The following is a 12,370-nucleotide window of genomic DNA, read 5'->3' as shown; positions in this document are numbered from 1 at the left end:
GATCCTATGAGCAAGCCCACTGCCGACAACGCGCCCAACGCCGCTGCCAAAGGCGCCCCCGCTGTCCCTGCGAACTTCCTGCGGCCGATCATCCAGGCCGACCTGGACTCGGGCAAGCACAGCAGCATCGTCACCCGTTTCCCGCCGGAGCCCAATGGTTACCTGCACATCGGCCACGCCAAGTCGATCTGCGTCAACTTCGGCCTGGCCAAGGAGTTCGGCGGCGTCTGCCACCTGCGTTTCGACGATACCAACCCGGCCAAGGAAGACCAGGAGTACATCGACGCCATCCAGAGCGATGTCAAATGGCTGGGCTTCGAGTGGGGCGGCGACGTGCGCTATGCCTCCGACTACTTCGACCAGTTGCACGACTGGGCGGTCGAGTTGATCAAGCGTGGCAAGGCCTATGTCTGCGACCTCACCCCTGAGCAAGCCAAGGAATACCGCGGCAACCTCAAGGAACCGGGCAAGAACAGCCCGTTCCGCGAGCGCAGCGTGGAAGAAAACCTCGACCTGTTCGCCCGCATGAAGGCCGGCGAGTTCAAGGACGGCGAGCGCGTGCTGCGGGCCAAGATCGACATGGCCTCGCCAAACATGAACCTGCGCGACCCTATCCTGTACCGCATTCGCCATGCCCACCACCACCAGACCGGCGACAAGTGGTGCATCTACCCCAATTACGACTTCACCCACGGCCAGTCGGACGCCATCGAGGGCATTACCCACTCGATCTGCACCCTGGAGTTCGAAGGGCATCGTCCGCTGTATGACTGGTTCCTCGACAACCTGCCGGTGCCGGCACACCCGCGCCAGTACGAGTTCAGCCGCCTGAACCTGAACTACACCATCACCTCCAAGCGCAAGCTCAAGCAACTTGTGGACGAGAAGCACGTCGACGCCTGGGACGACCCACGCATGTCGACCCTGTCCGGCTTCCGTCGCCGTGGCTATACGCCGGCTTCGATCCGCAACTTCTGCGAAATGATCGGCACCAACCGTTCCGACGGTGTGGTCGACATGTCGATGCTCGAGTTCAGCATCCGTGACGATCTGGACCGCACCGCGCCACGCGCCATGTGCGTGCTGCGCCCGCTGAAAGTGGTCATCACCAACTACCCGGAAGGCCAGGTCGAGCAGCTTGAGCTGCCACGTCACCCGAAGGAAGACATGGGCGTGCGTGTGCTGCCGTTCTCCCGTGAGCTGTACATCGACCGCGACGACTTCATGGAAGAACCGCCCAAGGGCTACAAGCGCCTGGAACCGGCCGGTGAAGTGCGCCTGCGCGGCAGCTACGTGATTCGTGCTGACGAAGCCATCAAGGACGCCGACGGCAATATCGTCGAACTGCGTTGCTCGTACGACCCGGACACCCTGGGCAAGAACCCTGAAGGTCGCAAGGTCAAGGGCGTGATCCACTGGGTGCCGGCCGAGGGCAGCGTCGAGTGCGAAGTGCGCCTGTACGACCGCCTGTTCCGCTCGCCGAACCCGGAAAAGACCGAGGAGGGCGGCAGCTTCCTGGACAACATCAACCCTGCTTCGCTGCAAGTGCTCAGCGGTTGCCGTGCCGAGCCGTCGCTGGCCCAGGCGCAGCCCGAGGACCGTTTCCAGTTCGAGCGCGAAGGCTACTTCTGCGCCGACCTGAAAGACAGCCAGCCGGGCCGCCCGGTGTTCAACCGCACTGTCACCCTGCGTGACTCCTGGGGCAGCTGAGGAACCGCCGTGCTTACCATCTACAACACCCTGAGCAAAGCGAAGGAAACCTTCAAGCCGCTGGATGGCAACAAGGTGCGCATGTATGTGTGCGGCATGACCGTGTACGACTACTGCCACCTGGGTCATGGCCGCAGCATGGTGGCCTTCGACCTGGTCACCCGCTGGCTGCGCAAGAGCGGCTATGAGCTGACCTACGTGCGCAACATCACCGACATCGATGACAAGATCATCAACCGGGCCAACGAGAACGGCGAAAGTTTCGACGCCTTGACCGCCCGCATGATCGACGCGATGCACGAAGACGAACGCCGCCTGAACATCCTGCCGCCGGACCAGGAACCGCGTGCCACCGACCATATCGCCGGCATGCATGCGATGATCCAGACCCTGATCGACAAGGGGTACGCCTACGCGCCAGGCAATGGAGACGTGTACTACCGCGTCGGCAAGTTTGTCGGGTACGGCAAGCTGTCGCGCAAGAAGATCGAAGACCTGCGTATCGGTGCACGCATCGAGGTCGACGAAGCCAAGCAGGACCCGCTCGACTTCGTACTGTGGAAGGGCGTCAAGCCGGGCGAGCCGAGCTGGGAATCGCCATGGGGCCCGGGTCGCCCGGGCTGGCACATCGAGTGCTCGGTGATGTCCACCTGCTGCCTGGGCGAGAGCTTCGACATTCACGGCGGCGGCAGCGACCTGGAGTTCCCGCACCACGAGAACGAGATTGCCCAGAGCGAGGCGGCCACTGGCAAGCAGTATGCCAACGCCTGGATGCATTGCGGCATGATCCGTATCAACGGCGAGAAGATGTCCAAGTCGTTGAACAACTTCTTCACCATCCGCGACGTGCTCGAGAAGTACCACCCGGAGGTGGTGCGCTACCTGCTGGTGGCCAGCCACTACCGCAGCGCGATCAACTACTCGGAAGACAGCCTGCGTGACGCCAAGGGCGCACTGGAGCGCTTCTACCACGCCCTGCGCGGCCTGCCACGGGTGGCGGCCAAGGGTGGCGAAGCCTTTGTCGAGCGTTTCAGCGTGGCGATGAACGACGACTTCGGCACCCCCGAAGCCTGTGCCGTTCTGTTCGACCTGGTGCGCGAGATCAACCGCCTGCGTGACAGCGACCCGGAAGCGGCTGCCGGCCTGGCCGGTCGACTGCGCGAACTGGGGGATGTGCTGGGTGTGCTGCAGCTGGAGGCCGATGACTTCCTGCGTGCCGGTGCCGAAGGCAAGGTCGATGCGGCTGAAGTCGAGGGCTTGATCCAGGCGCGCCTGCAGGCACGTGCGGACAAGAACTGGGCTGAGTCGGACCGCATTCGCGACCAGCTGACTGCCATGGGGGTGGTGCTGGAAGACAGCAAGGGCACGACTACCTGGCGTCTGGCTGACTGAAGTAACTGGGGCTGCGGTGCAGCCCTTCGCGGGCACGCCCGCTCCCACAGGTTGGCGCGACATTTCAGGTGTGCGCTATTCCTGTGGGAGCGGGCGTGCCCGCGAAGGGCCGCAAAGCGGCCCCAGCTTTTATTTGCCTAGACCCGCAAGCGGACAGTGCAATACCAGCCTGGCCCCACCCAATTCGCTTTCGCCAATCTCCAGCCCGAACCCATGCAGGTCGACGATCGCCGCCACGATCGACAACCCCAGCCCGAAGCCGGCATGGCGGTGGCCCTCATCGCTGCGATAGAACCGTTTCAGTACAGCCGTTCGCTCTGCTTCGGGAATTCCAGGCCCACTATCCTCGATCGCCATGTGCACGCCGTTGTCATCCTGCGTGGCGGCAATGCGCACACGACCGCCCTCGGGCGTGAACTTGATCGCGTTGCCCACCAGATTCGCCAAGGCCTCGAACAGCAGCTCGCGGTCGCCGTGCAGTGCCGGTAGCTGCGCAGGTTGGTGCAACTGCAGGTGAATGCCGCCATCTTCGGCCAATGGCAGGTAAAAATCGTGCAGCTCTACCAGCAGCTCATGCGGGTCAAGCTGGACGAAGCCGGCGCGGCGCTGGCGGTCTTCCAGCTCGCTGATGCGCAACAACCCGCGAAAGCGCGCCATCAAGGTGTCGGTTTCGCCGATGGCCTGGTCCAGTGCTTCGGCTTGCGCAGAGTCCACGTCGCTTTGCTGGCGAATACGGTACAGCTGGGCGCGCAGGCGGGTCAGCGGTGTGCGCAGGTCATGGGCAATGTTGTCGCACACACCCTTGACCTCGTGCATCAGCCGTTCAATGCGGTCGAGCATGGCATTGACGATCGCCGCAAGCATGTCCAGTTCGTCACGGCGGGCCGACAGAGGCAGGCGGTGGGTCAGGTCGCCGGCGACGATCAGTTCGGCCTGGGCCTGGATCGCACGTATACGCTTGAGCGGCCTGCGCCGTAGCAAGTACCAACCGGCAAAACCCGGGATCAGGGTCAGCGAGATGCCCCAGAGCAGGGCGTGCAGGATAATCCGGGTAACCACGAACAGCGAGCCGTTGTCACGTACCAGCACCAGCCACCGGCCATCCTGTACATTGATTGCCACCGCGTCGCAGCTGTCGCGAGGCATGCGAGGGTCGTCGGCATCCAGGCAGCGTTTCAACTCATGGATCTTGCCGTCCAGCCTGAGCTCTGGGGGCAAGGCCCGCACGCTGCCGCCAATCGGGTTGAGCTGAGGGTCGAACAGGCCGTAGGCGTCAAAGCTGCGCTCCTCGAACGCCTGGCTGGCAATCAGGGCATCGTCCAGCTGCTTGCCGCTCATGTGTGCGAACAGGTGCTGGCGCTGCAGCATGGAGTGACGGGTGAGTTTGCTCAGGTAGCTGGACACCTCGAAATACAGCACCCCCATGAGGATGCTGCTCCAGGCCACGAACAGAAAGCTGTAGAGTGCCAGCAGGCGGCTGGTAGAGGAGCTCCAGCCTTTAGACGGGTTCAGCAATGGCATAGCCGGAGCCCCGTACCGTACGGATCAGCGGCGACTGGCCGGGGGAGTCGATCTTCTTGCGCAGGCGGCCGATGTGCACGTCGATCAGGTTGGTGCCCGGGTCGAAGTGATAGCCCCAGACTTCCTCGAAAATCATCATCCGCGTGATCACCTGGCCGCTGTGGCGCATCAGGTACTCCAGCAGCTTGTACTCGGTGGGCAGCAGGTTGAGGGTATTGTCACCGCGGCGCGCTTCGTGGCTGATCAGGTCCAGCTCCAGATCGGCAACCTGCAGGCGGGTCTGGGTCATGTGCACGCTGTTGCGGCGCAGCAATACCTCGACTCGCGCGGCCATTTCGTCGGAGGCGAACGGCTTGGTCAGGTAGTCGTCTCCGCCGGCACGCAGGCCGCGCACCCGCTCATCGACGTCGGAGAGGGCGCTGATCATCAGGATCGGCGTAGCGATCTTGAGGTTGCGCAGGGTGGTGACGATGGTCAGGCCGTCGACCTCGGGCAGCATGCGGTCCAGGGTGATCAGGTCGTAGCCGCCGGCAATGGCCTTGGCCAGGCCTTCACGGCCATTGTCGGCCCAATCCACCTCCAGGCCGTGGCTGGTAAGTTCGGCGACGATTTCCTGGCCGGTGACGGCGTCGTCTTCGATGGTCAGTACGCGAGGCATGCTGGTTCCCGGGCATCTAATGAAGATTTGATTGTGCCAAAGAATAGACAACCGGCGATTTAAGAAAAATTCATCTAGCGTGCACCGATGCCTTCGGCATGCATGATCTGCGCAATGATCGGTACCGGTGTCATCAGGTGCGCGCGCATCATGGCGCTGGCGCGTTTGGCATCACGGGCGAGGATCACCTCGACCAGTGCCGCATGCTCCTGGCGCTTGAGCGCCAGCGCCTGTTCGGAAAACACCGTTTGTGTCAGCCACAGGTGGCGGTAGCGCTCGGCCTGGTCAAACAGGTAGGTGCGTGCCTGCAGCAGGTGCTTGGAGCCGCAGCCCGAGGCAATGGCAGTATGAAACGCCTTGTGCCGCTCGTCCCACACATCCAGCCGCTGCTCGCGGGTTTTTACTTCTACCACCTTGGCCAGGGTATGCGAGTGGGCCAGCACCGACGCCTCCCAGGCGTCGTCGCCGCGCTCGATGGCCAGGGCGATGATCATCGCTTCCAGGTTGGCGCGGGCGTCGTAGATGTCGTTCATCTCATCCAGCGACATGGGCGCTACCCGGTAGCCTTTCTGGCTGATCGCGTTGACCAGGTGCTCGGCCACCAGTTGCGACAGTGCTTCGCGCAACGGGCCCACACCCAGGTCGTAGCGTTCCTTGAGGGCACTCATCAACAGCTTTTCACCGGGCTTGAACACCCCGCGGATGATGTCCTGCTTGAGCCTCTCATACCCGCTGAATGCTGAGTTTTGTCGGGGGGCGAGCGCTTCCAAGATCCTGTTCCTCAAAACGTTTTGCCGATCATACCGAAACCCTCTGTCGGCGAAAAACAATGGACAAACACAAATATTGTCGCCGAATCATAAAAATGTAGACATTTTGATTTTGTGGCGATATTTTTACCTCGCCCGCACTGATCCAGGTCATTACCGGACGGCGCCACCTACTTTTTAGCCAGGACATTGCCATGAACGCCTTTACGCAGATCGACGAACTTGTCATGCCGCTGCCACTCGAACCGCAGGGCTATTCCATCGCCCCCTCGAAACAGTCGCCGCGCCTGCTGGAACTGACCTTTGCCCGTGAAACCGTCGAAGCGTTCGTGCAGGCCGTTGCCCAATGGCCGGTGCAGGCATTGGAGTACAAGTCGTTCCTGCGTTTTCGCGTAGGCGAAATCCTTGACGAGCTGTGCCAGGGCACACTGCGCCCGGTGCTGCTCAACACCATCCTCGACCGCGCCACAGGCGGCATGCTGATTACCCCGGTCGGCCTGGATGACGTGAGCCAGGCCGAAGACATGGTCAAGTTCACCACCGCCTGCGCCCACTTGATCGGCCGTTCCAACTATGACGCCATGAGTGGCCAGTTCTATGCGCGCTTCGTGGTGGTCAACAGCGACAACTCCGACAGCTACCTGCGCCAGCCGCACCGGGTCATGGAACTGCACAACGACGGCACGTTCGTGAACCAGATCACCGACTACGTGCTGATGCTGAAGATCGACGAAAAGAACATGGAAGGCGGCAACTCGCTGCTGCTGCATCTGGACGACTGGGAGGAGTGCGAGGCGTTCTTCCGTCACCCGATGGCCCGTCGCGAAATGCGCTGGACCGCGCCGCCGAGCAAAAAGGTTGCCGAAGATGTGTTCCATTCGGTATTCGACACCGATGCCGAAGGCCGGCCGACCATGCGCTACATTGACCAGTTCGTGCAGCCGGAAAACTACGAGGAAGGTATCTGGCTGAACGCCTTGTCCGAGTCGCTGGAAGGCAGCGGCAAGAAGGTCTCGGTACCGGTAGGCGTAGGCAGTTTCCTGTTGATCAACAACCTGTTCTGGCTGCATGGCCGCGATCGCTTCACCCCGCACGAGGGCCTGCGCCGCGAACTGATGCGCCAGCGTGGTTACGTCGCCTTCCCCAAGCCGCTGTACCAGCGCGGGCAATAATGACAGGGCGCGGGGCGGGCGCTCGTCCACGCGTTTTTGCACATAACAATGCCACCAGGCCCCGTGCGGGCCTTGGTGAGCCTGCCAGGCAATGCCTGCGTGTGAGGTAAGGCTGTGTACGATTTCATCATTATTGGCGGCGGGATTGTGGGCATGTCCACGGCCATGCACCTGATCAAGGTCTACCCGGATGCGAAGATGCTCCTGCTGGAGAAAGAGTCTGGTCCGGCCCGCCATCAGACCGGCCATAACAGCGGCGTGATCCACGCCGGCGTGTATTACACCCCCGGCAGCCTCAAGGCGCGCTTCTGCCTTGAAGGCAACAAGGCGACCAAAGCCTTCTGCACCCAGCACGGCATCCGCTTCGATGAGTGCGGCAAGCTGTTGGTCGCCACCAACGATCTGGAAATGCAGCGCATGAAGGCGCTGTGGGAGCGCACCGCGGCCAATGGCCTGGAGCGCTACTGGCTGTCGGCTGACGAGTTGCGCGAGCGTGAGCCCAACATCGTTGGTATGGGGGGCATCTTCGTGCCGTCCAGCGGCATCGTCAATTACGCCCAGGTGACTGCTGCGATGGCGGCAGAGTTCCAGCGTGCCGGTGGCGAAATCCGCTATGGCGCAGAAGTGGTCGGCCTGCAGGAGCAGACAAGTGAAGTGATCGTGCGCACCCCGCGTGATGAATTGCGCAGCCGTTTCCTGGTGACCTGCTCGGGGCTGATGGCCGACCGCGTGGTGGGCATGCTCGGGCTGCGTACCGAGTTCGTGATCTGCCCGTTCCGTGGCGAATACTACCTGTTGCCCAAGCAGCACAATCAGATCGTCAACCACCTGATCTACCCGATTCCCGACCCGTCGATGCCCTTCCTGGGGGTGCACCTGACCCGCATGATCGACGGTACCGTCACCGTAGGCCCCAACGCCGTCCTGGCGATGAAGCGCGAGGGCTACCGCAAGACCGATGTCAGCCCCAGCGACCTGTTCCAGACCCTGACCACGCCCGGCATCCTCAAGGTGCTGGCGAAGAACTTCCGCCCGGGCCTGATCGAGATGAAGAACTCGCTGTTCAAGGGCGGGTACCTCAAGCAGGTGCAGAAGTACTGCCCGAGCATTACCAAAGCCGACCTCACGCCTTACCCGGCCGGCGTGCGTGCCCAGGCGGTGTCGCGCGACGGCAAGCTGATCGACGATTTCCTGTTCGTCAACACTGCACGCAGTGTCAACGTGTGCAACGCACCGTCGCCAGCCGCTACTTCGGCCATACCGATCGGCGCCTACATCGTCGAGAAAGTGTGCGAGCAGGTCGGCCTGCAGGGCGGCAGCTTCCCCAAGGCCGACCTGTCGGCCAACCAGAGGGCTGCCAGCTGACAGCCCAGTAACACCTTTTGCGGTTTCGTTTTACTCAACCCGTACTGCCCTGCTCACCATTCAGGGCAGGGCGGGCTTTTTCGCGCCTGCGTCGGTGACGTGCAGCCGGCGGCCCCTGCGTGGGCATGACAAAAACAACAAGGTAGCGCCATGCAAACCCACAAGAACAATTTGAGTCATGGATTGAAATCACGGCATGTCACCATGCTGTCCATTGCCGGCGTGATCGGCGCCGGGCTGTTTGTCGGCTCTGGCCGCGCCATCGCCGAAGCGGGGCCGGCCACCATCCTGGCCTATATCCTGGCGGGCGGCCTGGTGGTGCTGGTGATGCGCATGCTGGCCGAAATGGCCGTTGCATCCCCAGATACCGGCTCGTTCTCAACCTATGCTGACCTCGCCATCGGCAAGTGGGCCGGTTATACCATCGGTTGGCTGTACTGGTGGTTCTGGGTGCTGATCATCCCGATCGAGGCCAATATCGCCGCTACCATCATCAACTCCTGGGTCCCGCAGATGGAGATCTGGGTGTTGTCGTTGGTGATCACGTTACTGCTGACGGCCACCAACCTGTTCAGCGTGAAGAACTACGGTGAGTTCGAGTTCTGGTTGGCACTGGTCAAGGTGGTGGCCATTGTCTGCTTCATCGCCCTGGGTGTCTGCGCCATTTTCGGTCTGTTGCCGGGGTCCGGCGTCAGCGGCGTTTCGCGCCTGTGGGATACCGGGGGCTTCATGCCCAACGGCTTTGGTGCGGTGCTGAGCGCCATGCTGATCACCATGTTCTCGTTCCTCGGGGCCGAGGTGGTGACCATTGCTGCGGCTGAATCCGACGAGGCGGGCAAGCATATTTCCAAGGCCACCAATTCGGTGATCTGGCGGATAACGCTGTTCTACATCCTGTCGATCTTCATCGTCATCGCACTGGTACCGTGGACCGACCCACGCCTGGCTACCGAAGGCTCTTATGTCACGGTGCTGGACACCTTGGGCGTGCCAAATGCCAAGGCCATCATCGACTTCGTGGTGCTGACCTCGGTGACCAGTTGCCTCAACTCCTCGCTGTACACCGCCTCGCGCATGGTCTATTCGCTTAGCCGTCGTGGTGATGCCCCGGCCTGTGCCCAGATAACCAGCCGCAGTGGTACACCCGTGGTGGCCGTGTTGTTGTCGACGGGGGCTGCATTCCTGGCGGTGATCGCCAACTACCTGGTGCCGGCCAAGGTGTTTGGCTTCCTCATGGCAAGCTCCGGCGCCATTGCCCTGCTGGTGTATCTGGTCATCGCCATTTCCCAGTTGCGCTTGCGCCAGCGCCTGACGGCACAGGGCAAGACACTCGGTTACCGCATGTGGCTGTTCCCGTGGCTGACCTGGGGCGTGATCCTGTTCATCAGCGGCGTACTGGTATTGATGCTGTTCCGCCCGGATCATCGCCTGGAAGTGGTCTCGACGATGGTGCTGGCGGTGTTGGTGGTGTGCTCGGGGGTGCTGGTCACCCGGCGCCGGGCGCGCGGCGGGGCCGTGGCTGGCGTAGGGCAGCGCGCCTGATTCGTCTGGCCTGAAGACAGACGAGCAAGTCGCATCAGGCTGTGAGAGGATGTCCGTCAACAAAGCCAGGACCCTGAACGCAGCCTGATGAAGACACCTAAAAGAATCGAACCGTTGATCGAAGACGGCCTGGTCGACGAAGTACTCCGGCCGTTGATGAGTGGCAAGGAAGCCGCTGTGTATGTGGTGCGCTGTGGCAACGAGGTACGCTGCGCCAAGGTCTATAAAGAAGCCAACAAGCGCAGTTTCCGCCAGGCCGCCGAATACCAGGAAGGCCGCAAGGTGCGCAACAGCCGTCAGGCCCGGGCCATGGCCAAGGGCAGCAAGTACGGCCGCAAAGAAGCCGAGGATGCCTGGCAGAACGCCGAAGTGGCTGCGCTGTTCCGTTTGGCCGGTGCGGGCGTAAGGGTGCCCAAGCCTTACGACTTCCAGGACGGCGTGCTACTGATGGAGCTGGTGACCGATGCCGATGGCGATGCGGCCCCGCGCCTGAACGACGTACACCTGGAAGTTGAAGATGCCCGCGCGTTCCATGCCTTCGTCATTCGCCAGATCGTGCTGATGCTGTGCGCCGGAATGGTGCATGGTGATCTGTCCGAGTTCAACGTGTTGCTCGGCCCGGACGGGCCGGTGATCATCGACTTGCCGCAGGCAGTGGATGCAGCCGCCAACAACCACGCCTTCAGCATGCTGCAGCGCGATGTGGACAACATGGCCCATTATTTCGGGCGCTTTGCCCCGGAGCTGAAAAGCACCCGCTATGCGCAGGAGATGTGGGCGTTGTACGAGGCCGGCGAGTTGCTGCCCGACAGCCCGTTGACCGGGGTGTTCGAGGATGACGAACATGAGGCTGACGTAACCGGGGTGATGCGCGAGATCGACGCCGCCCGTATGGACGACGCTCGCCGCCGTGCGGCACGCGCCGAGGCTGAGCATGGGCCGGCCAAGGCAGAGGAGGTGACGCCGCCCTGGTTGCAGTAATTCAGTGCCTGTGCCGGCCGCTTCGCGGGTGAACCCGCTCCTACTGGATTTGCAGGCGCGGGTTTACCCGCGAAGAGGCCAACACAGGCAAACCCCGGGCGTTGCCATTGACGCAAGACACAATCTCGTCATTTAGCCTTTTCACTGGCGCGCGACAGGCATAAGGTATACGCCGTTCAAATTCCCTGGAGCTGTCATGTCCAACCAATTCCCGTCCGTTCGTCCCCGCCGCCTGCGCCAGAACGAGTCCCTGCGCACGATCTTCCAGGAAACCGAGTTCCGCCTTGAAGACCTGATCCTGCCGATCTTCGTCGAAGAGGGCATCGATGATTTCGTGCCGATCACCAGCATGCCCGGTGTCAACCGTATCCCCGAGAAGCTGTTGGCCCAGGAAATCGAGCGCTATGCCCGCGCCGGTATCAAGTCGGTGATGACCTTTGGCGTATCGCACCACCTGGATGCTGACGGCAGCGACACCTGGAACGAAAACGGCCTGGTTGCGCGCATGTCGCGTATCTGCAAGGACACCGTGCCGGAAATGGTGGTGATGTCCGACACCTGCTTCTGCGAATACACCAGCCACGGCCACTGCGGCGTGCTGCATGACCATGGCGTGGACAACGACGCCACCCTGGCCAACCTGGGCAAGCAGGCTGTCATCGCCGCCGCTGCCGGTGCCGACTTCATTGCCCCTTCGGCGGCGATGGACGGCCAGGTGCAGGCAATCCGCAGCGCCCTGGACGGTGCCGGCTTCCACGACACCGCGATCATGGCCTATTCCACCAAGTTCGCCTCGTCGTTGTATGGCCCGTTCCGTGAGGCCGGTGGCACCGCACTGAAAGGCGACCGCAAAAGCTACCAGATGAACCCGATGAACCGCCGCGAAGCGGTGCGCGAGTCGCTGCTCGACGAGCAGGAAGGGGCGGACGTGCTGATGGTCAAGCCGGCCGGTGCCTACCTTGATGTGATCGCCGACATCCGCGCCGCTTCGCGCCTGCCACTGGCGGCGTACCAGGTGAGTGGCGAGTATGCGATGATCAAGTTCGGTGGCCTGGCCGGTGCCATCGACGAAGGCCGGGTGGTGCGCGAAAGCATTGGCGCAATCAAGCGTGCCGGTGCCGACCTGATCCTGACCTACTTCGCCATGGACCTGGCGCGCGAAGGTATCTGAAGCCAGGCCTTCGGCATGAAAGCCGCTGCCATTGCAGCGGCTTTTCTTTGGGCGCCGTTTGGTGGTGCCGCAAACGCACAAAAAAACA

10 protein-coding genes are annotated in these 12,370 nt (G+C 62.3%); 7 read left to right on the top strand and 3 right to left on the bottom strand.

Annotation, left to right across the window (positions count from 1 at the left end; all coding sequences use genetic code 11):
* The first annotated feature begins 6 nt into the window (after positions 1 to 6).
* Together ACYCCG_RS09505 and cysS are read left to right on the top strand one after the other, a co-directional pair.
* Positions 7 to 1,710 (top strand): glutamine--tRNA ligase/YqeY domain fusion protein, encoded by a 1,704-nt coding sequence (locus ACYCCG_RS09505; RefSeq protein WP_010953806.1) that lies wholly within the window; start codon positions 7 to 9, stop codon positions 1,708 to 1,710.
* 9 nt (positions 1,711 to 1,719) lie between these two features.
* Positions 1,720 to 3,102, top strand: a complete 1,383-nt coding sequence (gene cysS / locus ACYCCG_RS09500; RefSeq protein WP_103444506.1) for a cysteine--tRNA ligase — start codon at positions 1,720 to 1,722, stop codon at positions 3,100 to 3,102.
* 129 nt (positions 3,103 to 3,231) lie between these two features.
* Here the strand turns inward: cysS and ACYCCG_RS09495 are convergent, their stop codons facing one another.
* The 3 genes from ACYCCG_RS09495 to csiR all read right to left on the bottom strand — a co-directional run bounded on the left by ACYCCG_RS09495 (position 3,232) and on the right by csiR (position 6,051).
* Positions 3,232 to 4,623 carry a sensor histidine kinase gene (locus ACYCCG_RS09495; RefSeq protein ID WP_176684619.1) on the bottom strand — a complete coding sequence of 464 codons (1,392 nt, stop codon included), beginning with the start codon at positions 4,621 to 4,623 and terminating at the stop codon, positions 3,232 to 3,234.
* Complete coding sequence (locus tag ACYCCG_RS09490) at positions 4,601 to 5,281, bottom strand: response regulator transcription factor (RefSeq protein ID WP_339443140.1); 681 nt, start codon at positions 5,279 to 5,281, stop codon at positions 4,601 to 4,603. The genes ACYCCG_RS09495 and ACYCCG_RS09490 overlap by 23 nt, the downstream gene beginning before the upstream one ends.
* 74 nt (positions 5,282 to 5,355) lie before the next feature.
* Positions 5,356 to 6,051: a DNA-binding transcriptional regulator CsiR gene (gene csiR, locus ACYCCG_RS09485; RefSeq protein ID WP_209966397.1), complete on the bottom strand. Its 696-nt coding sequence runs from the start codon at positions 6,049 to 6,051 to the stop codon at positions 5,356 to 5,358.
* A gap of 194 nt (positions 6,052 to 6,245) precedes the next feature.
* Between csiR and glaH the strand changes: the two genes are divergently transcribed.
* The 5 genes from glaH (at position 6,246) to hemB (ending at position 12,282) form a co-directional block, all read left to right on the top strand.
* Positions 6,246 to 7,223: a glutarate dioxygenase GlaH gene (gene glaH, locus ACYCCG_RS09480; protein ID WP_176684616.1), complete on the top strand. Its 978-nt coding sequence runs from the start codon at positions 6,246 to 6,248 to the stop codon at positions 7,221 to 7,223.
* Positions 7,224 to 7,337: 114 nt separating this feature from the next.
* Positions 7,338 to 8,588, top strand: a complete 1,251-nt coding sequence (gene lhgO / locus ACYCCG_RS09475) for an L-2-hydroxyglutarate oxidase (protein ID WP_459670144.1) — start codon at positions 7,338 to 7,340, stop codon at positions 8,586 to 8,588.
* A gap of 150 nt (positions 8,589 to 8,738) precedes the next feature.
* On the top strand, positions 8,739 to 10,130 hold the full coding sequence (gabP, locus tag ACYCCG_RS09470; RefSeq protein WP_176684614.1) for a GABA permease: 1,392 nt from the start codon (positions 8,739 to 8,741) through the stop codon (positions 10,128 to 10,130).
* 87 nt (positions 10,131 to 10,217) lie between these two features.
* Positions 10,218 to 11,111, top strand: coding sequence for a PA4780 family RIO1-like protein kinase (locus ACYCCG_RS09465; protein ID WP_339443139.1), 894 nt, complete (start codon positions 10,218 to 10,220; stop codon positions 11,109 to 11,111).
* Between the two features lie 196 nt (positions 11,112 to 11,307).
* Complete coding sequence (gene hemB / locus ACYCCG_RS09460; protein WP_010953815.1) at positions 11,308 to 12,282, top strand: porphobilinogen synthase; 975 nt, start codon at positions 11,308 to 11,310, stop codon at positions 12,280 to 12,282.
* Positions 12,283 to 12,370: the final 88 nt, after the last annotated feature.

This window comes from Pseudomonas sp. VEM90, from assembly GCF_054611535.1.
This window is presented reverse-complemented; position numbering and strand designations above follow the sequence as displayed.

Excerpts from the sequence above, each read along its gene's own strand:
- ACYCCG_RS09490 (WP_339443140.1), bottom strand. The coding sequence starts at position 5,281 with ATGCCTCGCGTACTGACCATCGAAGACGACGCCGTCACCGGCCAGGAA.
- hemB (WP_010953815.1), top strand. The coding sequence starts at position 11,308 with ATGTCCAACCAATTCCCGTCCGTTCGTCCCCGCCGCCTGCGCCAGAAC.
- glaH (WP_176684616.1), top strand. The coding sequence starts at position 6,246 with ATGAACGCCTTTACGCAGATCGACGAACTTGTCATGCCGCTGCCACTC.
- ACYCCG_RS09495 (WP_176684619.1), bottom strand. The coding sequence starts at position 4,623 with ATGCCATTGCTGAACCCGTCTAAAGGCTGGAGCTCCTCTACCAGCCGC.
- ACYCCG_RS09505 (WP_010953806.1), top strand. The coding sequence starts at position 7 with ATGAGCAAGCCCACTGCCGACAACGCGCCCAACGCCGCTGCCAAAGGC.
- gabP (WP_176684614.1), top strand. The coding sequence starts at position 8,739 with ATGCAAACCCACAAGAACAATTTGAGTCATGGATTGAAATCACGGCAT.
- ACYCCG_RS09465 (WP_339443139.1), top strand. The coding sequence starts at position 10,218 with ATGAAGACACCTAAAAGAATCGAACCGTTGATCGAAGACGGCCTGGTC.